Annotated in this window: 23 protein-coding genes; 13 read left to right on the top strand and 10 right to left on the bottom strand. The window is 66.8% G+C overall.

Annotation, left to right across the window (positions count from 1 at the left end; genetic code table 11):
- Positions 1–247: 247 nt before the first annotated feature.
- Positions 248–1,525 carry a DUF7159 family protein gene (locus CWS39_RS17750; RefSeq protein ID WP_102144250.1) on the bottom strand — a complete coding sequence of 426 codons (1,278 nt, stop codon included), beginning with the start codon at positions 1,523–1,525 and terminating at the stop codon, positions 248–250.
- 199 nt (positions 1,526–1,724) lie between these two features.
- Between CWS39_RS17750 and CWS39_RS17745 the strand changes: the two genes are divergently transcribed.
- Positions 1,725–3,191, top strand: a complete 1,467-nt coding sequence (locus CWS39_RS17745) for a peptide MFS transporter (RefSeq protein WP_102144249.1) — start codon at positions 1,725–1,727, stop codon at positions 3,189–3,191.
- Here the strand turns inward: CWS39_RS17745 and CWS39_RS17740 are convergent.
- Positions 3,188–4,135 carry a threonine ammonia-lyase gene (locus tag CWS39_RS17740; protein ID WP_102144248.1) on the bottom strand — a complete coding sequence of 316 codons (948 nt, stop codon included), beginning with the start codon at positions 4,133–4,135 and terminating at the stop codon, positions 3,188–3,190. The genes CWS39_RS17745 and CWS39_RS17740 overlap by 4 nt on opposite strands.
- A 39-nt stretch (positions 4,136–4,174) precedes the next feature.
- Between CWS39_RS17740 and CWS39_RS17735 the strand changes: the two genes are divergently transcribed.
- The 4 genes from CWS39_RS17735 to CWS39_RS17720 are packed head-to-tail and all read left to right on the top strand — an operon-like array spanning position 4,175 to position 7,076.
- A complete protein-coding gene (locus CWS39_RS17735) occupies positions 4,175–4,618 on the top strand; it encodes an acyl-CoA thioesterase (RefSeq protein WP_102144301.1) in 444 nt (147 codons plus the stop codon).
- Between the two features lie 30 nt (positions 4,619–4,648).
- Positions 4,649–5,689, top strand: a complete 1,041-nt coding sequence (gene speB, locus CWS39_RS17730) for an agmatinase (protein ID WP_102144247.1) — start codon at positions 4,649–4,651, stop codon at positions 5,687–5,689.
- Positions 5,686–6,678, top strand: a complete 993-nt coding sequence (locus CWS39_RS17725) for an NAD(P)H-dependent flavin oxidoreductase (RefSeq protein ID WP_102144246.1) — start codon at positions 5,686–5,688, stop codon at positions 6,676–6,678. Before speB ends, CWS39_RS17725 begins: the two co-directional genes overlap by 4 nt.
- A 20-nt stretch (positions 6,679–6,698) precedes the next feature.
- The gene (locus tag CWS39_RS17720) at positions 6,699–7,076 is read left to right on the top strand and encodes a thiol-disulfide oxidoreductase DCC family protein (protein WP_102144245.1); all 378 of its coding nucleotides are present in this window, start codon (positions 6,699–6,701) and stop codon (positions 7,074–7,076) included.
- A 1-nt stretch (position 7,077) separates the two neighbouring features.
- Here the strand turns inward: CWS39_RS17720 and CWS39_RS17715 are convergent, their stop codons facing one another.
- From CWS39_RS17715 to CWS39_RS17705, 3 genes are all read right to left on the bottom strand, one after another.
- The gene (locus CWS39_RS17715) at positions 7,078–7,626 is read right to left on the bottom strand and encodes a hypothetical protein (protein ID WP_102144244.1); all 549 of its coding nucleotides are present in this window, start codon (positions 7,624–7,626) and stop codon (positions 7,078–7,080) included.
- A gap of 39 nt (positions 7,627–7,665) precedes the next feature.
- A complete protein-coding gene (locus tag CWS39_RS17710; protein ID WP_102144243.1) occupies positions 7,666–8,550 on the bottom strand; it encodes a cyclopropane mycolic acid synthase family methyltransferase in 885 nt (294 codons plus the stop codon).
- Positions 8,551–8,695: 145 nt separating this feature from the next.
- On the bottom strand, positions 8,696–9,679 hold the full coding sequence (locus CWS39_RS17705) for an esterase family protein (protein WP_102144300.1): 984 nt from the start codon (positions 9,677–9,679) through the stop codon (positions 8,696–8,698).
- A gap of 176 nt (positions 9,680–9,855) precedes the next feature.
- On the opposite strand from CWS39_RS17705, the gene CWS39_RS17700 reads away from it, so the two are divergent.
- Genes CWS39_RS17700 through CWS39_RS17690 form a run of 3 tightly spaced genes read left to right on the top strand, consistent with a single transcriptional unit; the run spans position 9,856 to position 10,665 of the window.
- Positions 9,856–10,080 carry a DUF1918 domain-containing protein gene (locus CWS39_RS17700; RefSeq protein WP_102144242.1) on the top strand — a complete coding sequence of 75 codons (225 nt, stop codon included), beginning with the start codon at positions 9,856–9,858 and terminating at the stop codon, positions 10,078–10,080.
- 26 nt (positions 10,081–10,106) lie between these two features.
- Positions 10,107–10,316: a hypothetical protein gene (locus tag CWS39_RS17695; RefSeq protein WP_102144241.1), complete on the top strand. Its 210-nt coding sequence runs from the start codon at positions 10,107–10,109 to the stop codon at positions 10,314–10,316.
- 1 nt (position 10,317) lies between these two features.
- Positions 10,318–10,665, top strand: a complete 348-nt coding sequence (locus tag CWS39_RS17690) for a hypothetical protein (RefSeq protein WP_102144240.1) — start codon at positions 10,318–10,320, stop codon at positions 10,663–10,665.
- On the opposite strand, the gene CWS39_RS17685 is transcribed toward CWS39_RS17690, so the two are convergent.
- Positions 10,613–11,509 (bottom strand): cytochrome c biogenesis CcdA family protein, encoded by an 897-nt coding sequence (locus CWS39_RS17685; RefSeq protein WP_102144239.1) that lies wholly within the window; start codon positions 11,507–11,509, stop codon positions 10,613–10,615. The two genes, CWS39_RS17690 and CWS39_RS17685, sit on opposite strands and share 53 nt — an antisense overlap.
- Positions 11,510–11,522: 13 nt before the next feature.
- The gene (gene dsbE, locus CWS39_RS17680) at positions 11,523–12,017 is read right to left on the bottom strand and encodes a disulfide bond-forming protein DsbE (RefSeq protein WP_233213555.1); all 495 of its coding nucleotides are present in this window, start codon (positions 12,015–12,017) and stop codon (positions 11,523–11,525) included.
- A gap of 118 nt (positions 12,018–12,135) precedes the next feature.
- Between dsbE and CWS39_RS17675 the strand changes: the two genes are divergently transcribed.
- Together CWS39_RS17675 and CWS39_RS17670 are read left to right on the top strand one after the other, a co-directional pair.
- Positions 12,136–12,549: a DUF6188 family protein gene (locus CWS39_RS17675; protein WP_102144237.1), complete on the top strand. Its 414-nt coding sequence runs from the start codon at positions 12,136–12,138 to the stop codon at positions 12,547–12,549.
- A gap of 23 nt (positions 12,550–12,572) precedes the next feature.
- Positions 12,573–13,034 (top strand): SRPBCC family protein, encoded by a 462-nt coding sequence (locus CWS39_RS17670; RefSeq protein WP_102144236.1) that lies wholly within the window; start codon positions 12,573–12,575, stop codon positions 13,032–13,034.
- Here CWS39_RS17670 and CWS39_RS17665 read toward each other — a convergent pair.
- A complete protein-coding gene (locus CWS39_RS17665) occupies positions 13,031–13,471 on the bottom strand; it encodes a hypothetical protein (protein ID WP_102144235.1) in 441 nt (146 codons plus the stop codon). The genes CWS39_RS17670 and CWS39_RS17665 overlap by 4 nt on opposite strands.
- Before the next feature lie 118 nt (positions 13,472–13,589).
- On the opposite strand from CWS39_RS17665, the gene CWS39_RS17660 reads away from it, so the two are divergent.
- The gene (locus CWS39_RS17660) at positions 13,590–14,093 is read left to right on the top strand and encodes a nuclear transport factor 2 family protein (protein WP_102144234.1); all 504 of its coding nucleotides are present in this window, start codon (positions 13,590–13,592) and stop codon (positions 14,091–14,093) included.
- Here CWS39_RS17660 and CWS39_RS17655 read toward each other — a convergent pair.
- Positions 14,090–16,006: a flavin-containing monooxygenase gene (locus CWS39_RS17655; protein WP_102144233.1), complete on the bottom strand. Its 1,917-nt coding sequence runs from the start codon at positions 16,004–16,006 to the stop codon at positions 14,090–14,092. The genes CWS39_RS17660 and CWS39_RS17655 overlap by 4 nt on opposite strands.
- Before the next feature lie 46 nt (positions 16,007–16,052).
- On the opposite strand from CWS39_RS17655, the gene CWS39_RS17650 reads away from it, so the two are divergent.
- The gene (locus CWS39_RS17650) at positions 16,053–17,333 is read left to right on the top strand and encodes a cytochrome P450 (protein WP_102144232.1); all 1,281 of its coding nucleotides are present in this window, start codon (positions 16,053–16,055) and stop codon (positions 17,331–17,333) included.
- Here the strand turns inward: CWS39_RS17650 and CWS39_RS17645 are convergent.
- The gene (locus CWS39_RS17645; RefSeq protein ID WP_102144231.1) at positions 17,296–18,612 is read right to left on the bottom strand and encodes an FAD-dependent oxidoreductase; all 1,317 of its coding nucleotides are present in this window, start codon (positions 18,610–18,612) and stop codon (positions 17,296–17,298) included. The genes CWS39_RS17650 and CWS39_RS17645 overlap by 38 nt on opposite strands.
- 56 nt (positions 18,613–18,668) lie before the next feature.
- Between CWS39_RS17645 and CWS39_RS17640 the strand changes: the two genes are divergently transcribed.
- Positions 18,669–19,307: a TetR/AcrR family transcriptional regulator gene (locus CWS39_RS17640; protein ID WP_102144230.1), complete on the top strand. Its 639-nt coding sequence runs from the start codon at positions 18,669–18,671 to the stop codon at positions 19,305–19,307.
- Positions 19,308–19,386 lie beyond the last annotated feature (79 nt).

The raw sequence follows: 19,386 nt of genomic DNA, 5'->3' as shown, positions 1-19,386 counted from the left end.
AGCACGTATCGAACCGCTCTACGCACGGCTTCCGTCCCTTCGCGATGGTGCGATCAGCACACTTGTAGTGTAGGTCGTCATTGCGGCTTCACCCGAGAACCGCTGGCCCGCACGTGCGTCCGCACCTCGTGCCCAGTTCGGCATTGCTCCACACCAGAACATCGACTCTGCACGCCGGAATGTTTCACACCGCGCAATCCCGCCGCGCCGGACGCGTGACGGGCACCGCAAACAATAGGTAGACGGTTTACGGGACCGGTGCGGGCGGCGGTGGTGGAGGCGGTGCCGGCGGCGGGACTGCCGCGGGCGCCGGCTGTTCCACCTCGTCGGCGCCGCCGTGGAGGCCGGGTAGGCGCCCCAGTATCCGGGTCAGCAGCGGCGGCTTCTGGGTCGGCACCTGCTCGGCCACCGGCGGGCCCTGGGGCGCGGGGGGGACGGCACCCGGAGGCACCGCTGCCGGTGGGGCCTCGACCGGGACCGTATCGACCGCCGGCGCCTCGACCACCGGCACGGTCTCGACGATCTCGCTGGCGGCGGGTGCGGGCGCCGTGTCGATCGGTTCCTCCGGCGGCGGGGGTGGCGCGCTTGGCGTCGGCGGAGGAATGGCCACCGGCGGCGGCACCACCGGCGCGACCGGTCGAACCGCGGCAGGGCTTTCGGACGTGTTGGCGGCCGGTTGGGACTCGGCCGGCTCAGAACGGCCGGACAGCTGCAGGCTGATCGCCAGCGACACGGACACCACGAAGGTCACCACGCCCCCGGCCAGCAGCGCCAGCGGCCCGATGTGAGCCCGCGACCGGTGCGGCGGGGCGGGGTCGTCGTGGTGGTCCAGCGGGGCGTCGAGGAGTCCGAATTCCGCGTCGTGCGCCGACGCCAGCGCGGCCCCTCGCGCCAGCGCCAGTTCGGCCTCGGCGGGCGCAAAGACCGGCACCGAGAGCGCGTCCTCGAGGCGGGGCATGAGCGTGTCGAGGTCACCGGCGGAGCCCACGACCACCAGCGCCTCTGGTCGCCAGTCGGCCTTGGTGAACACCGCGCTGAGCCAACGCACCAGCCGGTGCTCACTGTCGATGGTGTGGCTGATCGCGGTCTGGATGGCACCGTCGCGGGTGTGCACGATCAGCGCGACGACGGTATCGGGTTCGACCACGCAGACCGCCGTTGTCTCATAGCCGATGACGTCGGCGATACCCCGCGCCAGCGCCTCGGTGGCCTCCGGCAGCCGAACCGGTACGACGTTGTCAAAACCCCAGTCGCTCAACGATTTCAGCAGCAAGGAGGCTTCAGTGTCGGCGTCGTCGCTCCATGTGACGCCGATCGACCGGACCCGGTGCCCACGCGAGGTCGCCGCGGCCTCTGTGCGCAGCACCGCGGCCGCCGCCTGTTCAGACGTCGCCGCAGCGTTGGACCCACGCGATGGCACCTCGAACGCATCGCGGTCCATGGTTGCGCCGTCGGCGTCCTGACCCTCCACGAGGACCAGTCCGACAGCGGTCGGCGTCACCGATAAGCCGAGTACCGCGTCCACTTGCACCCCTTTTGGACCCACGTATCCGGGTGACCTTACCTGCGTCGGGGGGCCCGGGCTCAACCGACATCGGCCCGCTTGGCGGCCCGGCTGTGCTGACGCGTACGAACGTCCTGTACACACTGTTTTGGGCTGTTTGCCGACCCGCTGACCGCGCAAACCGCCGGTGACAACCCGCCCGGCGTGGCACCCTGACCCCATGCCGGCAGTGGACGAGGTGGCCGACCGCCCCGCCGAACGCACGCTTTTCGGCCATCCCATCGGACTCGCGAATCTGTTCGGAGTCGAACTGTGGGAACGGTTCTCGTTCTACGGGATGCTCACGATCCTCGGGTACTACCTGTATTACTCGGTCACCGACGGGGGCCTCGAACTGCCCAAGAGCACCGCCACCGGCATCGTCGGTGCCTACGGCGGTCTGGTGTACCTGTCCACCGTGCTCGGCGGCTGGATCGCTGATCGGGTGCTCGGCATGGAGCGCACGGTGTTTTACGGCGGCGTGGTGGTGATGTTCGGCCACATCGCGCTGGCGCTGCTGCCCGGGTTGGCGGGTGTCGGAGTCGGCCTGGTGCTGGTCGGCCTCGGGTCGGGTGCGCTGAAGGCCAACGCGTCGTCGCTGCTGGGCACGCTCTACGAGAAGGGCGATGCCCGGTGCGACGGCGGGTTCACGCTGTTCTACCTCGGCATCAATCTGGGAGCGTTCGTGGGGCCGCTGGTCACCGGTCTGCTGCAGACGCGGATGGGATTTCACTACGGATTCGGGGCGGCGGCCGTGGGGATGGCGTTCGGCCTGGCCCAGTACGTCGCCTTCCGGCGCAACCTCGGCGCACACGGCCGGACCGTGCCGAACCCGTTGCCGCCCAGTGCGATCAAATGGATGCTCGGCATCGTCGTGCTGGCCGCAGCGGTCATTGTCGCGGCCTTCATCACCCGGTTGGTGACGCTGGCGAATCTGTCCACGGTGACCACCGGTGTCATCGTCGCGGCTGCCGTCGCGTACTTCGTTGTCATTCTGACAAGTTCGAAAGTTGCTGCCATCGAACGTACCCGGGTACGGGCGTTCATCCCGCTGTTCGTCGCGAACGCCGTGTTCTGGTCACTGTTTCAGCAGATATTCACCGTACTGGCAATCTATTCCGACGAACGCATGAACTGGTCGCTGTTCGGGTGGACCGCACCGTCGAACTGGATCGGTTCCATCGAACCGATCTGGATCATCGTTCTCTCAACGCTTTTCGCGGCCCTCTGGACACGTCTGGGCAACCGCGCGCCGACTACGCCGCGCAAGTTCGCCTACGGCGTCGTCGGGATGGGTTTGGCCTTCCTGCTCTTTTTGCCCATGGCCCAGACGACGGGCAACGCGGTGCCCGCCCTGTGGGTGGTCGGCATCATGGCGGTGTTCGCGATCTCCGAACTACTGCTGTCGCCGATCGGGCTGTCGGTGACGACAAAGCTTGCCCCAGAAGCCTTTCGGGCGCAGATGATGGCCCTGTACTTCTTCTCGGTCGGCGTTGGCACCTCGATGTCGGGCGTGCTGGCCCGCTACTACGACCCGGCGCGCGAGTTCGCCTACTTCGGGATCCTCGGCGCCGTGGCGATTCTCGTCGGATTGACGGTCTTCGCTCTGGCGCCGTGGATCAGTCGGCTGATGGAGGGTGTGCACTAACCGGCGAGGATCTCCGACAGCATCGGCGGTTCGATATTGCCTCCGGACAGGATCATCACCGTGAGGCCGGCCGGCGTCACACCCTTGCGGTAGGCGGCCAGCGCCACCGCGCCGCTGGGCTCACTCACCAGGCGGGCGCGCAAGGCCAGTTCGCGTACGGCGGACCGAATCTCGTTCTCGGACACGGTGATGACCCCGTCCAGCACCTTCTGCAGATGAGCGAACGTCAGCTCGGACGGCTGCGAGCGCAAACCGTCGGCGATGGTGCGGTTGCGGTCGTCGATGGACCACTCCACGCGGTGGCCCAGGCGAAGGCCCTCGGCCGTATCGGCGGCCAGTTCGGGCTCCACCCCAAATACGTTGGTGTGCGGGGAAAGTGCCTTGATCGCGGTGCCGATGCCCGACGCCAGGCCCCCGCCGCTGACCGGGATCAGCACATTGGCCAGCTCGGGCAGATCCTCGATGATCTCCAGCCCGATGGTGCCCTGCCCCGCGATGATGTCCGGGTGGTCGAACGGCGGCACCAGCACACCGCCGGTCTGTTTCACGACCTGCGCCGCCACCGATTCGCGCTCCCCCGGGCCGCAGAGCACCACTTCGGCACCGTAGCCGCGGGTGGCCGCCACCTTGACATTCGGTGTCTCCCGCGGCATCACGATGTGCGCAGGCACCCCGAACGCGGCCGCCGCGTAGGCCACCGCCTGAGCATGGTTACCGCTGGAATACGCCACCACGCCGCGGGCCCGGGTGGTCGGGTCCAGGAGCCCAATCGCGTTGAACGCGCCGCGGACCTTGAACGCGCCGATCGGTTGGAGATTCTCGGGTTTGATCCACAGCGGGCGTTCCCGATCGCCCCAGCCCGCCCGCAACAGCGGGGTGCGCACGATCGAGTCGCCGATCCTGTGGGCCGCCGCGCGGATGTCGTCGATCGTGACCAGCTGCACCAGACAAGTCTGCCGGACCGACCACCTACTGTGGGTCAGGTGACCGACACAGGCTTCGCGCTGCCGATCGTGCCGCGCTACGCCGAGATCGACCAGCAGGGCGTGGTGTTCAACGGCCACTACCTGACCTGGTTCGACGAGGCGTGCACTGCATTTCTGGACCACCTCGGCGTGACCTACCCGGGCTTGATCGCCTCCGGTCACGATTTCCAGGTGGTGCACAGCGAGATCGACTTCGTGGCGCCGGTGCGGTGGCGCGACGCGGTGCGGGTGACGGTGGCGTGCGAGCGGATCGGGTCGACCAGTTTCACGCTCGGATTCGCCGTGCGGCGACAGGCTGGAGACGACTCAGACACCCCCGAGCAGGTCGCGGTGCGCGGTCGCAATGTCTATGTCGTGGTGTCGACCGACGATTGGGCCAAACGGCCGATTCCCGATCTGCTGCGTGAAGCGCTGGCGACCACGCTTGCCGAAATCGGTTGAGGGATAGCCGTACAGCGGTACGGTCGGAATATGGGCGCCGACCATGACCACCCGCCGAAGCGCGACCTACCGCCGGGCATGGCCGAGCAGCTCGACCTCCCGTACGCCGGGGTGGTGTCGTTCGGGCACCGGCCGTTTCTGACCGAGGTGGAACAACTCGAGTCATGGCGGCCCGATGTGGCGATCGTCGGCGCCCCGTTCGACATCTCGACGACGAACCGGCCCGGCGCCCGGTTCGGACCGCGGGCCATCCGGGCGACGGCCTACGAGCCCGGCACGTATCACCTCGATCTGGGCCTGGAGATCTTCGACTGGCTGGAAGTGGTGGACTTCGGCGACGCGTACTGCCCGCACGGCCAGACCGAGGTGTCGCACGCCAACATCCGCGAACGCGTGCATGCGGTCGCCTCGCGGGGCATTGTGCCGGTGATCCTGGGTGGCGACCATTCGATCACCTGGCCGGCCGCGACGGCGGTGGCCGACGTGCACGGATACGGAAACGTCGGCATCGTGCATTTCGACGCGCACGCCGACACCGCCGACGAGATCGAGGGCAATTTGGCCAGCCACGGCACGCCGATGCGTCGGCTGATCGAATCGGGCGCGGTGCCCGGCACCCACTTCGTTCAGGTCGGGTTGCGCGGCTACTGGCCGCCGCAGGATGTCTTCGAGTGGATGCTCGAACAGGGCATGACCTGGCACACGATGCAGGAGATCTGGGACCGCGGCTTCAAGGACGTGATGACCGATGCCGTCAGCGAGGCCCTGGCCAAGGCCGACAAGCTCTACCTGTCGGTCGATATCGACGTGCTGGACCCGTCGCATGCACCCGGTACCGGGACCCCCGAACCGGGCGGCCTTACCAGCGCGGACCTGCTGCGGATGGTGCGCCAACTTTGCTACGAGCACGACGTCGCCGCCGTCGACGTGGTGGAGGTCTCGCCGGCTTACGACCATGCCGAGCTCACCGTGAACGCGGCGCACCGCGTGGTGCTCGAGGCGCTGTCGGGGATGGCCGCGCGCCGCCGTGATGCGGCCGCCGCCAAGCCGGGCCCCCCAGCACGGCCATGACCCCGCCCGATGTGCTCGACCGGCTCCGGTTGGACGTTCCGGTCGCGCAGGCGGGTATGGGCGGTGGCCTGGCCGGTGTCGACCTGGCCGTCGCCGTCGCGGCAGCGGGTGGGCTGGGCACATTGGGCCTGATGCCGCCGGCGCAGCTGCGCGACGCGGTACGAGCGGTCCGGGCCGCGGCCCCCGGCCGCGCGGTGGCGGTGAATCTGCTGATGCCGTTTCTGCGACGCAGCCATGTCGAAGCATGCGTCGAGTCACGAATTGACGTGGCGGTGTTGGCTTTTGGCGGTGATCATGCGCTGGTGCGCGAGCTCACCGAGGCGGGGGTTTTCGTGTTCGTCATGGTCGGCACCGAAGGACAGGCACGCGCGGCGGTGCACTGGGGAGCCGCCGGTCTCATCGCGCAGGGATCCGAAGCCGGTGGCCACCTGTCCGGTGATACCCCGGCGTCGGAGTTGCTGCCGCGGGCACTCAAGATCGCCGAGGACCGAATTGTGCTGGTGGCCGGCGGGATCGCCTGCGCACACGACACCGCCGCCGCCCTGAGCGCGGGGGCCGGCGGCGTGGTGGCCGGGACGCGGTTCCTGCTGACCCACGAAGCGCGCGCACATCCGCAGTACCAACAGCGAGTTCTGGCTGCCGACAAGACGTTTCGCACCACGCTGTTCGGCTTGGCCTGGCCCGCGCCGCATCGCGTGGTGCCCAATGCCGCCACCCAACGCTGGTGTCATGAGGACGGCACGGCGAAGCTGGCGCCGCGCCTGATCAACGCGGGCAGCGCGGTGCTGGCCAAGCTGCCCGATCGTGCGGCGGCGTCGTTGGTACGGGCCCAGACCCCGCGGTTGCCGTTGTTCTCCCCCGTCGCACCCACCGTGGACATGCCCGGTTCGGTGGTGGACCGGGCGGCACTGTATGCCGGGGAGAGTGCGCTGCGGATGTCGTCGGTCATCCCCGTGCGGCAGGCGGTGGCCGAACTCGCACCCCGCTGACAGGCCTGGACAATGGGTGTATGGCCGGAACCCTGTTCTTCGACGGCGCATGCGGGATGTGTACGCGATCCCGCGACCTCCTGCTCAAACTCGACCGCACCGGCGAGCTGACCACCGAGCCCCTGCAGGGCCCCAGTGTTGCCGAGCGGCTCGGCGTCCCGCCGGAACGCCTGCTGGAATCCGTGCGCTGGCTCGACTCCTCCGGTGAGGTGTATGCGGGTGCGGAAGCCGCCAACGCGGCGGTGTCCGCGGCCGTCGGCACCACGCTGCCGTTGAGGCTCTACCGGATTCCGGGTGTGCGGTGGCTCCAGGACGCCGTCTATCGCTGGGTCGCGACGCATCGCTACCGCTTCCCGGGCACCACCCCGTACTGCGAATCACATCCCGCTGGATGCTGATTCAGCTCCGCAGCCGGTCGGTGACCTCCGTCCACGCCGGATTGTCATTACGGTGGTCGGCCATCGCGCGGCATTCCCCGTAGAGGCGCATGGTCGCGACCTCGCGGTGCCGGGGATCGCGATAGAAGACGGACGTGACACCGTCTTTGGTCAGCTTCTTGCCGAAGTGCTGGGCCATCGCCGGTGCCTCATGCCAACCATCGGCCACCATGGCCGCGGCCACCTCGTCGAGATAGCTCACCGAATTCTGATGGGGCAGCCGGAAAGTCAGGTGCATGGCAACCTGATACGGCGGGTCGCGCTCGTTTGTGCACGACATGAACCGGTAGCCGCCGGCCACCCCGTCCAGCCGTGCGACGGCGACGATTCGCTTGGCCGATTCCAGGACCTGGGCGGCGGCCTGCTCATCGGACAGCGCTGGCTGCCGCACGCTCTCGCCCGAGGAGTTGACCAGTAGAAGTCCCACACCCAACACCAACGACACGAGCAACGCGGCAGCCAGCAGCGTCACCGCCCGTGACGAGCGAATCCGCCCGGTCTTGTCGTCCATCGCCTGACCACTTCCTTGGGGTCAGGCTACTGACCTGAGCTAGCTCTTGGTGAGGGTGAACTGGCAGACGTCGGTGTAGCCGTCGCGGAACAACTCCGCACAGCCGGTCAGGTACTTCATGTACCGCTCGTAGACCTCTTCCGACTGAATCGCGATGGCCTCGTCCTTGCGCGCCCGCAGCGACGCCGCCCAGATGTCGAGGGTCTTCGCGTAGTGCAGCCGCAGCGGCTGAACCAGCTTCACCTCGAAGCCGGCCTTGGCGGCATGCTCCTGGACGACCTTGGGCTGAGGCAGATCACCGCCCGGGAAGATCTCGTCCATGATGAACTTGAAGAACTTCAAGTGCTTCATGGTGATGGGCAGCTCTCGCGCGGCGAAATCCTCTTCGCTGGGCTTGACGATGGTGTGCAGCATCATCACCCCGCCGGCCGGCAGCGCGGCATAGGCCATCTTGAAGAAGTCGTCGTAGCGGTCACGCCCGAAGTGCTCGAACGCGCCGATCGAGACGATGCGGTCCACCGACTCGTCGAACTGCTCCCACCCCTTGAGCAGGACGCGCTTGCTCCTGGTGCTCGGATGGTTGTCGAGCAGCTGTTGGACGTGGGCCTGCTGGTTGCGGCTCAACGTCAGCCCGATCACGTTGACGTCGTAGCGGTCCAGCGCACGGTTGATCGTCGCGCCCCACCCGCAGCCGACGTCGAGCAACGTCATTCCGGGCTGCAGGCCGAGCTTGCCCAGCGACAGGTCGATCTTGGCCAGCTGCGCTTCTTCGAGCGTCATATCGTCGCGTTGAAAATACGCACAGCTGTATGTCTGAGTAGGGTCGAGGAACAGGCGATAGAAATCGTCGGACAAGTCGTAATGCGCCTGGACGTCCTCGAAGTGCGGCTTTAGCCCCCGGGTACCACTCGTTACTTCTGGCAAGGTTCAGCCTTCGACGCTAGTTGTTGATCTTGTCTGAAGCCCCCCACAGGTTGGAGAGCCTCCCCCGACCGCAGCAGTTTACGCACAGTACCCGAAGCCGATGGCATCAGCTAATCAGCGCGTCGCCTGCGCGGGGCCGCTACACCTATGAGGCAGGGGCGGCCCCCAACACCCGCTGGATATCGGGCTTCATCGCCTGCAGTTGGGCCCCCCAATAGCCCCAACTGTGGGTGCCGTTCGGCGGGAAGTTGAACACGCCGTTGCTGCCCCCAGCGGCCGCGTAGCGGCTCGCAAACTCCCGATTCGTGCGGATCGTCAGCCCCTCGAGGAACTGTGCCGGGATCTGGGCGTTGCCGAGCCCGGCGTCCAGATCCGTCGGGTTGCCGTTACCGCTGTACACCCAGATCCGGGTGCCGTTGGCGACCAGTTTGCCGATCTGGAGCATCGGGTCGTTGCGCTGCCAGGCCCCGCCGCCGTACGGGCCCCACATGTCCAGGGCGTTGAAACCGCCGGCGTCGGCCATGGCGATGCCGATCAGTACCGGCCACAGACCCTCCGACAGGTTCAAAAAGCCCGACAGCGAGCCCGCGTAGACGAACTGGCCGGGGTGATAGGCCGCCAGGATAAGGGCGGAGCTGCCCGACATCGACAGCCCGACGACGGCGTTGCCCGTCGGGCTGATGCCCTTGTTGGCGGAGAGCCACGCGGGCAGCTCGGAGGTCAAAAAGGTTTCCCATTTGTAGGTTTGCGTGCGCCCGTTGCCGACCGCGGGTCGGTACCAGTCGGTGTAGAAGCTCGACATTCCGCCGACCGGCATGACGACGGACACCCCCGAACCGTCGAACCACGAGAACGCGCCGGTCTCGATGTCCCAGCCGTTGCGGTCATCGCGGGCGCGCAGGCCGTCGAGCAGATACACCGCCTTGGGGCCGCCGCCCTGGAACTGGACGGTGATGTCGCGGCCCATCGACGGCGACGGCACGCTGAGGACTTCGACCGCGGCGTGGGCCGACGGCGCGGTGCCGACCGCTGCGATCAGGCTCGACATCAGGGCCGCGGCGCCTGCGGCCACCGAGAGTCGGCGGAGCCATTTCCCTGCCTTGCTGGCTGGCTTGTCGAAGTGATTCATCGCTTCTGATCCCATCTCGCGTATACCGGCTTAATCGCGGACCGCGAACGGTCAGTTACACCTCCGTTCCCCGGAATACGCATTCAAACCACTTTCGATCACCCGCGCGTTGGGAGGACAATCGGTGATATCGAAAAGTCGTGCGGCGCTCGGCCAACTCGAGGAAGGAGTTGACGATGAAGGCAAAGGTAGGCGACTGGTTGGTGGTCAAGGGCACCACGGTCGAACAGCATGACCACCGTGGTGAGATCACCGAAGTGCGCGGGAACGACGGCGCACCGCCGTATGTGGTCCGCTGGTTCGGCAGCGGACACGTGTCGACGGTGTACCCGGGCCCGGATGCCATGGTCGTCACTCCGGCAGAGCAGGAAGCGGCCGACGCGCGAGCACGGTTTCGCTGATTGATTACTGATAGATTGCGGGGACCATGACCACTCCCGACGAATTCTCATTCGGTGACGACGCACCGGAAGCCGACGCGGTCGAGCAGCTCATCCCGGTTGAGGTGAGCGATGAGGACACTGACCTGGACGCCGACCGGGTGACGATGTCGCGGGATTGGGACGCCAACGAAGCCGATCTGATCGAACAGGCCATCGCGGTGCCGCTGTCCGACGAGGCGGACTTCGACCGTTGAGATGAGACTGCCCGACGCTCTCGATGCGGTGATGGCCGACACCGGCGACCCACGGGCCTCGCAGGTTTACGGTCAGCCGTACGAAACGGCCGACGGCACAACGGTTATCCCCGTCGCCAAGGTGCGCGGCAGATCCAAGCCTGGCGCCGACTCAGAGTCGCGCCTGCTCGCCAAACCCGTCGGCGTGTTCGTCATCAAGGACGGCACGGTCACCTGGCAGCCGGCGGTCGACGTCACCCGAATCGCGTTGATGGGCGAGCTGATCGGGCTCGTTGCGGCGACGCTGGCCACGGTCGCTATGGTCCGTCGTCCACCGTGGCCGGACCTGAAGATCTCGCGGCGGACCTAGCGGTAGCTCTCACCCGCCACACCAGGGCGCCCAGCACCAGCACGGCCAGTGCCGCCAGCCAGGGCCATCCCCCGTGCTGGTGAACCCAACCGGCCAGCGCGCCCTGCACACGTCCGGCGGCGGCGATCACAGGGTCGTGCGGGTCACCGCCGGCGGTGAAGAGCCGGATCTCGTAGTAGCCGTAATACGCCACATACGAGCCGACCAGCATCAGCAGCAGGCCGCTGATCCTGTTGAGGTACGGCAGGATTCGCCGCATCCGATCGGCGACCGCGGAACTGGTCAGCGCCGCGGCGACCGCAAGGACGCCCACCACGAGCGTGAAACCCGCGGCGTGCGCCAGGTATACCGACACGACGCTCATCGCGGAGCCGCCGCGAAGGGCGGCGCCGGTGACCGCGAGGAACGGCGCGACCGTGCACGACAGCGACGCGAGGGCGTATCCGATGCCGTAGCCGAACATCGAACCCAGCCGGCCGCTCGGCCCCCATCGCTGGTTCTGCAGCAGTCGTGGGGAGGCCAGCGCGCCGAGCTCGCGTCCGGCCAGCAGCCAAATGCCAAGGGCGACAAGCGCTACACCGATCAGCACCGTCACATACGGCAGGTACTGCTGCACGGTGGCCGCCGCCGCGACGGTCAGCAGACCGAACGCGCCGAACACCGTGACGAAGCCAACGCCCATCGCGGCGGTGGCGGCCAGCGACCGGGTCAGCGCCGCGACGCAGCCCGTATCGCCGCCGCGCACCACCAGCGCAAGGTAGGCGGGCAGCATCGCGAACCCGCAGGGGTTCAGCGCCGCCACCAAGCCGGCGCCGAACGCCAACCCCCACAGGTCGTGGTTCACCCGGCGCGTTCGGCTAGCGGAGCGCGGCCACGCGATCGGCCAGCTCCTGGCGGGGCATGGCCGCGGTCGGGTTGTTCACGAACGTCGAGGAACCATCCGCACGATAGAAAACGTAGGCAGGCTGCCACGGCACGTTGTAGCGGGCCCAGATCGAACCGTCGGCGTCGTTGAGATTGGTGAAGTTCAAGTTGTATTTGTCGACGAAGGCCTGCATCGCGCCGACATCGGAACGGGCGGCCACGCCGACGAAAGCGACATCGGGATTGGCGGCCGCGACTTGACTCACCGACGGCGCTTCGGCGTTACAGAATGGGCACCACGGCGTCCAGAACCACAACACCGCCGGTTTGCCGATCAGGCTCGCGCCGTCGAACGGGGCGCCCGACAGCGTCGTGGCGCTGAAGCGCAGGCGGTCGTCGGCCACTGCGGCGGGGGGACTGACCAGCGCGAATGCCAGCGCGGCGGCGGCCACCCACAAGACAGCCGCCGACCAGAATCGGATCCTCATCGCATCATCTCCTTCGGCCATGGTTCATCGTGAGTGACCTTGGCCACACATAACTAAACACGGCCATAATGGGTATGACGTTCAAATCTCGTGGAAGCGGTCGTCGAAAGAAAGAAAAATGACCGAACAATGGATCCAGGGGTGTTTGGTCCAGCGGATCAACATTAAAGACGGTCTGGTCATCAACCTGGACGAATACAACGAACTCGTCATTTCCGTGCCGTTTGAGCTCACCCTGCCGCCGATCGATCACAACGACGCAGAAGTGGTGACGATTGACCCTAATGCGATAAGAAACGAAGAGCGCCCGTTGTTCGATTTCTCGGGCCAAACGTGCACACATGCCGACTGGGACGACGACGGCAGTCTGCATCTGGCGTTCTCCGACGGTCACCGCATCGATGTGCCGCCCGACGAGCACCACACGGCATGGGAGCTCTACGGCAAGTACCACGGCTACGCCGCCTGTCTACCGCGCGGCCACGTGCGCATCGTGCGGCACGATCTCGCCGAAGACGAAGAGAGCCGCTGAGCCCTTGGGGTAAAAATGTCGGCATGGACGGCTCGGTGACTGTGCCCATGGCGGCACCCGCAGACAAGATCTGGAACCTCGTCGCCGATGTGCGCAACATCGGCAGGTTCTCCCCCGAGACGTTCGAAGCCGAGTGGCTCGACGGCGCCACGGGACCAGCCGTGGGCGCCCGCTTTCGCGGCCACGTCAAGCGCAACGAGATCGGCCCGGTGTACTGGACCACGTGCCGGGTCACCCACTGCGAGCCCGGCCGCGAGTTCGGCTTCGACGTGCTCATCGGCGACCGGCCGGTCAACCATTGGCACTACCGGTTGACGCCGGTCGACGGCGGCACCGAGGTCACCGAGTCATTCCGGCTGGATCAAAGCCTGTTCTTCAAGCTCTACTCGGTGCTCGGCGGCCAGCTCCGTCGCCGGCGCAATCTGCGCGATATGCGCAAGACGCTCGAACGCATCAAGGCCGTCGTAGAAGCGCCCGACGGTTAGATCACCCCGATACCGAAGATCGGGATCCACAGGCCGAAGAGCCAGATACCCCACTGGCGGAAGCCGTCATGCCAGACCGGGGTCACGTCGTAGCCCCAGTACTTGAACGGCCGCGGCGGGCCTCCGTGCCAGTGATATGCGGGCGGCGGGCCCCAGCCCCACGGCGGCGGGCCCTGACGGTCGTCCCACCAGTCGTGGCGGTTGTTCGCCCACCACGGACCCTTGTCCCACTTGTCCCAGTCGTTGCGCTTCCAATCGCGATCGTGCCAGTCGCGGTCCTCGCAGAACGGGAAGCACGGGCGGTCGATGTCGTTGCCCGGCTTCAACGGCGCGGGGACGCTGGGTTGCGCAACCGCCGTTGCAGCGCCGAGCCCGGCAGATCCCATGCCCAGTGCGCCCACGATCACCACGGCGGAGGCGACCTTGGTCAGATTCATCGTTCTCTTCGTTCCCTAATCCCCGACAGGATTCACCGGCTCCCCCACCGGAGTTATCGGCAGGCCCGTTCTGCTCGTTACCGACGCCGGGCGGCCGCCGGTTTGGTACAACACTGCGATGGGTCAGTGGTCACATGCCGAACTCGAGGCAGCATTCCAGCACTACGAGCGGGTGGTGGCCGACATCGGCGAGACCTGGGACTGGTCGCGCTACGCCGACCAGTTCACCGAGGACGCCACCTATGTCGAACACGCGCTCGGCAACATGGCGGGCCGCGAAGCCATCCGCGAATGGATCGTCTCGACGATGAACATGTTCCCCGGCAGCGAGATGCCGTTCTATCCGGTGTCGTGGTGCTCGATCGACACCGACAAGGGCTGGGTCATCAGCAAGGTGATGAACCGCATGAAGGACCCTGGCGACGGCAGCATTCACGAGACACCGGTGATCACGGTGCTGAAGTACGCCGGCGAGGGGCTGTGGAGCTATGAGGAGGACGCCTACAACCCGATGAACTTCCTGGTGATGGTGCAGGGCTACGTGCAACGGTGCCACCGCCTGGGCACGCTTTCCGACGACGGGCGCACGTTCGCGGCGAACATGAACTGGGAACTGGCCTAGCGGAACACGAAATCGTCCGGGTTCGGTTCGCGGGTCCAGGCCCAATAGTCGACGAGGCGCCACGGGCTCAGCGTGTGCACTTCGCCGAAGCTGTTCTTGTAGAACGAATGCTTGACCGACGGCTGTGACCACACCAGCTTGCGCATCTGTTCCTGACTGCGCCGATGCCAGTCAGCGGCCTTGTCCTGTTTGGGCTCCATCGACCGATGTCCGCCGGTGATGAGTGTTTCCAAACACTGTGTGATGTAGCGCATCTGGCATTCGGAGTGAAAGATCAGACTGCCGCCGTGGGCGAGGTTGGTGCCCGGCCCGTACATGCAGAAGAAGTTCGGGTAGCCCGGCACGGTGATGCCGAGATAGGCAGACGGTCGTTCGCCCCACCGTTCGGCGAGGATGTCGCCGTCGCGGCCCACGATGGTCATCGGCCACAGCATCTTGTTGGCCGCAAACCCGGTGGCGTACACGATGACATCGGCCGGATAGCGTTCGCCGTCCTCGGTCACCACGGCGTCGGATTCGATGCGTGCGATGGGGGTGCGGACCAACTCGACGTTGTCGCGGGTCAGGGTTTTCAGCCAGCTGCCGTTATCCTGCAGCGTGCGTTTACCGGTCGCCGGATAGTCGGGCAGCACCTTCGCGAGCAGTTCCGGATCGTCACCGACCTGGCTGGTGATCCACTCGGTGAACATGATCCGGGTGATCTCATTGATCTCGCTGACCGCCTTCTGCTGCTCGGGATAGTCGGGATCGACCCGCGCGGCCTCCAACCCCTTGTCGCAGCCCGGCCAGAACAGCAGGAAGCGGTACCACCGGCCGTAGAACGGCAGGTGCCGCAGCGCCCACTGCACGCCGGGCCCGACCTTCTCGTGATAATTGGGGTTGGGGAACATCCACTGGGCGGTCCGCTGAAAGACGGTGAGCGCCTTGACGTCCGCAGCGATGGCCGGCGCGATCTGAAAACCGCTGGCGCCGGCGCCGATCAACGCCACGCGCTTGCCGCGCAGATCGACCGAATGGTCCCACTCGGCGGAATGAAACGCCGGTCCTTCGAAGCCATCCTGGCCGTCGATGCGCGGGGTGTGCGGCCGGTTGAGCTGGCCGACCGCGCTGATGACGGCCCGCGCCGTCAACGTCGTCGTCTCCCCGTTTCGGTTGCGCGCCTTTACCGTCCAGGTCGCGCTATCCTCATCCCAGGACGCCTCGGTGACCTCGGTCTCCCACCGCACATGGCGGCCGATGTCGTACTTGTCCATCACCCGCTGGAAGTAGCCCTGCAGTTCGGGCTGCTCGGCGAAAAAGTGCGTCCACTGGTCCGTCGGCTCAAAGCTGTAGCAGTAGAAGTGATTTCCGACGTCCACCCGGGCGCCGGGATAGGTGTTCTGGTACCACGTTCCCCCGACGCCGGCGTTCTTTTCGACGATGGTGAACGGGATGCCGGCTTCTTTCAGCCGGATACCGGCCAGCAGCCCCGATTCACCGCAGCCGATGACGACGACCGGGAAGTCGTCGGCCGGAGCGCCTCGGATCGCGCGGCTGTCCCGACCGTCGAGCTCCATTTCCTCCAGCAGCATCGGCACGTACTCGTCGGGCACCGGCTCGCACACCAGCCACTGCATCATCTCGTGCAGCAGTTCGGGTCCGATGGGCTCCGGCTCGGGGCAGCCGCGGTCGCGGTAGTCGGCGATGATCTCGAGCGCAATCTTGCGGACCGCGGCCTTGTCCTCCTCGGACATGTAGCCCTGCACCTCGTTGAGGAAAAGCCCCGCGGGCTTGAGCTCACCGCGGATCAGGCTCGGATCGCCCGACATGTGGACCAGCGACAACATCAACGTGGGGATGCTGACGTCGAGCAACGCCGCGGCGATCTCGTCGTCCGGCGTCGTGAACGGCTGCCCGGCGTGAGGGTTTCGCACCCTGAATTGCTATCACGCTCTCGCGCAGCGGCCTAGGCTCGGCGACGTGGGAATTGCGACGCGGGTGAACGGAGCGGCGCCCCCGAACGTGCCGCGCTCCGAGGTCGACCTGGGTTCCTGGGAGTTCTGGAATCAAGACGACGACGTCCGCGACGGCGCCTTCGCGACCCTGCGCCGCGAGGCGCCGATCTCGTTCCACCCTCCGCTGGAGTCGCCCAACAACGACCACGTCGGGCACTGGGCGCTGACGCGATACGACGACGTGTGGTTCGCCAGCCGTCACCCGCACATCTTCAGTTCGAGCCCGAGCATCGTCATCAGCGACGCCAACCCCGAACTGTCGGAGTACTTCGGGTCGATGATCGTGATGGACGACCCGCGCCACTTGCGGATGCGCAACATCGTCAGCCGGGCCTTCACGCCGCGGGTGGTGGCGCGCACCGAGGCCTCCGTACGCGACCGGGCACGTCGTCTGGTGGAGAAGATGATCGCCGAGCATCCCGACGGCTCGGGCGAGGTGGTCGAGGAGTTGGCCGGCCCACTGCCGCTGCAGGTGATCTGCGACATGATGGGTATTCCCGAGGAGGACCATCAACGAATCTTCCACTGGACCAACGTGATTCTCGGGTTCGGTGACCCCGACATCGCCACGGACTATGAGGAGTTCGTGAAGGTCGCGATGGACATCGGCGCGTACGCCACCGCCATGGCCGAGGACCGGCGTGCCAACCCGTCGGACGACCTGACGACAGCGCTGGTGCAAGCCGAGGTCGACGGTGAGCGGCTGACATCGGGTGAGATCGCGTCGTTCTTCATCCTGCTGGTGGTGGCCGGAAACGAGACCACTCGCAACGCGATCAGCCACGGGCTGCTCGCGCTGACACGCTACCCCGACGAGCGGGCGAAGTGGTGGGCCAATTACGACGAGGTGGCGCCCACTGCAGTCGAGGAGGTTGTGCGGTGGGCGTCGCCGGTGATCTACATGCGCCGCACGCTCACCGAAGACTGCGAGCTAAGCGGCGTGAAGTTGGCCGCCGGTGACAAGGCGACGCTGTGGTACGTCTCGGCCAACCGCGACGAGTCGAAGTTCCCCGATCCCTGGACTTTTGACGTCACGCGGTCACCGAATCCGCACGTCGGCTTCGGCGGCGGCGGTGCGCATTTCTGCCTGGGCGCCAACCTGGCCCGCCGTGAGATCAGCGTGGCGTTCGAGGAACTGCACCGCCAGATACCCGATATCGAGGCGACCGAAGAACCGGCCCGGCTGCTGTCGCCGTTCATCCACGGCATCAAGCGGCTTCCGGTCGCGTGGACACCGCCGCACTGAGTTCGTCGATCGTCGGCCCAGCGGCGACGCTGGGCCGCCAGCCTCGCGCGAAGAGCGCCCTGGCGCGCGGTTCCGCGGCGTCGAGACTGGCCGGCAGTGCGTCCATCCTGGCGTAGGGTTCGACGACGCTGCGCAATGCCGGATCGGCTTGCGCCGCCGCAACGATCAGATCGGACGGCAGCCGCAGGCTGACATCGACGTCTTCACCCGCCCAGCGACGCATCCGCGCGGCGTCGGCGTAGCGATGGTCGTCGAACCAGGGCCGGATCTGCTCGGCGCACCAGCTGTCGAATTGCATTGTGGCGGTTTCGATATCGCGTTCTGTGTCGAGTATCCGGACCATTTCCCGGGCTTGCCGCAGCGCCAGCGTTACACCGCGCCCGGCCAGTGGCGTCGTCGTGCACACCGCGTCGCCCACCGAAATCAAGCCCGGCAGCGCCGGAAGGCCCGTGTCGTCGGCTTGGCCCCGATAGCTGTTGTATAGCCGGCCACCGGGCAGCACCGGCGTGATCGGCCGCGCCCGGGTCGGTTCGATCCAGCCAGCGAGCTGCGGGATGGCCCGCACCGCAGCGTCGAATACCTCGTCGTATCGCAGGAGGCGCAGGCGTTTGTCGGTGCCACCGTGGGTGAGAGTGATGGAGAATGTGCGGTCGTCGTGCAGAAACGCGATGGCCCAGTAACCGGCGAGGCTCAGCGACAGCCCGATTGGCGAGTTGACCGGCCCGGGTGTCGCGTCATGGCGCAGACGGTACTGGCGGGTGACGTACACGGCGCCGCAGTCACCTCCCTCGGCGGGCCTGCGGATTCCGGCGGTGAATCGGCTGGCTCGGCCCGCGGCGTCGATGACCAGATCGGCGGCCAGCCACCGGCCGTGCACCTTGACCCCGACGGCGCGGTGCCGATCGCTGATCACCTCGTCGACGTGGCCGGTGATGAGCACCACGCCGGGCTCCGCGATCGCCTTGGCGCGCAGCACGCGGTCGAAGGTCGACCGACGGCAGAGCAGTGCCGCGGGCCGACCGTCGGGTAGTGAAGCGACCACCGCTCCGGCCGTCGTCAATTCTTTGAGAACGTCCGGCATTTCGGCATCCAGGGCCTCGACAACCGGTCCGCGAAACGTATGGGCGTGATGGAACTGCATGACGCCCTTGCGCCGCCACATACCGTGCGGCGGCGGGCCGGGATCGCGGTCGACGACGACGACGTCACGTCCGCGACGGGCCAGGGCGATCGCGGTGAACAGGCCGGTCGGGCCGGCCCCCACGATGACGGTTCGCATCGAGTCCTCAATTAAGGTAGTCTTTAGTGTAATGAATACACTAAGAGTCACCTACAATGTCTGTCAAGCGGGACTATCGGTCTGAGCTCCGTTCGGCCCAGGCGCGCGAAACGCGTCGTGCCGTCGTGGCGGCGGCGGCGCGGCTCTTCGTGCAGGACGGCTACGGCGCGACCACGATCGATGCCGTCGCGCAGGCCGCCGGGGTGAGCCGCAAGACGGTATTCACCGCCGTGGGCGGCAAACTTCAGTTGCTCAAGACGGCGCTGGACTGGGCGATCGCCGGCGACGATCAACCGGTTGCCCTGGCCGATCGACCGGAGATGCAGCGGCTGCTGGACGACCGCGACGGCGTGGCTCTGCTGACGGGGTGGGCGCGGATACAGGCAGACATCGATGCGCGGGTCGCTCCCCTGTTTCAAGCGCTCGAAGTCGCCGCGGGTATGGACGCGGCGGCCCGCGAGCTGCTCGAGGCTGCCCAGCGACAACGCTTGGAGGGTGCCCGCGAGGTCGTGGACCGGCTGTCGTCGCTCGGCGCCCTGGCGGTCGGCCTCACGCGGGACGAGGCGGTCGACGTGGCGTGGTTGGCCAGCGATCCGATGCTGTTCGGCCGGCTGGTCCGCGTTCGCGGATGGTCGACCGATCGATTCGAGGAGTGGTTGGCGCAGATGCTGGTTGGGCAGCTGATCGGTGCGTAGACGGTTTGCCTGACGCGTCTGCGGGCACTCAACCCATGCATGTTGACCGGCACTCAGGATGAGCATGATGGCGGCGTTG

Origin of the sequence: Mycobacterium hubeiense (genome assembly GCF_002838065.1) — a bacterium.
Taxonomy (GTDB): domain Bacteria; phylum Actinomycetota; class Actinomycetes; order Mycobacteriales; family Mycobacteriaceae; genus Mycobacterium; species Mycobacterium hubeiense.
This window is presented reverse-complemented; position numbering and strand designations above follow the sequence as displayed.

Bases quoted from the DNA above. Each gene is read 5' to 3' on its own strand.
- CWS39_RS17720 (WP_102144245.1), top strand. From the start codon at position 6,699: ATGGCCGGAACCCTGTTCTTCGACGGCGCATGCGGGATGTGTACGCGA.
- CWS39_RS17640 (WP_102144230.1), top strand. From the start codon at position 18,669: ATGTCTGTCAAGCGGGACTATCGGTCTGAGCTCCGTTCGGCCCAGGCG.
- CWS39_RS17745 (WP_102144249.1), top strand. From the start codon at position 1,725: ATGCCGGCAGTGGACGAGGTGGCCGACCGCCCCGCCGAACGCACGCTT.
- CWS39_RS17705 (WP_102144300.1), bottom strand. From the start codon at position 9,679: ATGAATCACTTCGACAAGCCAGCCAGCAAGGCAGGGAAATGGCTCCGC.
- CWS39_RS17660 (WP_102144234.1), top strand. From the start codon at position 13,590: ATGGGTCAGTGGTCACATGCCGAACTCGAGGCAGCATTCCAGCACTAC.
- CWS39_RS17665 (WP_102144235.1), bottom strand. From the start codon at position 13,471: ATGAATCTGACCAAGGTCGCCTCCGCCGTGGTGATCGTGGGCGCACTG.
- CWS39_RS17700 (WP_102144242.1), top strand. From the start codon at position 9,856: ATGAAGGCAAAGGTAGGCGACTGGTTGGTGGTCAAGGGCACCACGGTC.
- CWS39_RS17695 (WP_102144241.1), top strand. From the start codon at position 10,107: ATGACCACTCCCGACGAATTCTCATTCGGTGACGACGCACCGGAAGCC.
- dsbE (WP_233213555.1), bottom strand. From the start codon at position 12,017: ATGAGGATCCGATTCTGGTCGGCGGCTGTCTTGTGGGTGGCCGCCGCC.
- speB (WP_102144247.1), top strand. From the start codon at position 4,649: ATGGGCGCCGACCATGACCACCCGCCGAAGCGCGACCTACCGCCGGGC.
- CWS39_RS17715 (WP_102144244.1), bottom strand. From the start codon at position 7,626: ATGGACGACAAGACCGGGCGGATTCGCTCGTCACGGGCGGTGACGCTG.
- CWS39_RS17645 (WP_102144231.1), bottom strand. From the start codon at position 18,612: ATGCGAACCGTCATCGTGGGGGCCGGCCCGACCGGCCTGTTCACCGCG.
- CWS39_RS17690 (WP_102144240.1), top strand. From the start codon at position 10,318: ATGAGACTGCCCGACGCTCTCGATGCGGTGATGGCCGACACCGGCGAC.
- CWS39_RS17725 (WP_102144246.1), top strand. From the start codon at position 5,686: ATGACCCCGCCCGATGTGCTCGACCGGCTCCGGTTGGACGTTCCGGTC.
- CWS39_RS17670 (WP_102144236.1), top strand. From the start codon at position 12,573: ATGGACGGCTCGGTGACTGTGCCCATGGCGGCACCCGCAGACAAGATC.
- CWS39_RS17675 (WP_102144237.1), top strand. From the start codon at position 12,136: ATGACCGAACAATGGATCCAGGGGTGTTTGGTCCAGCGGATCAACATT.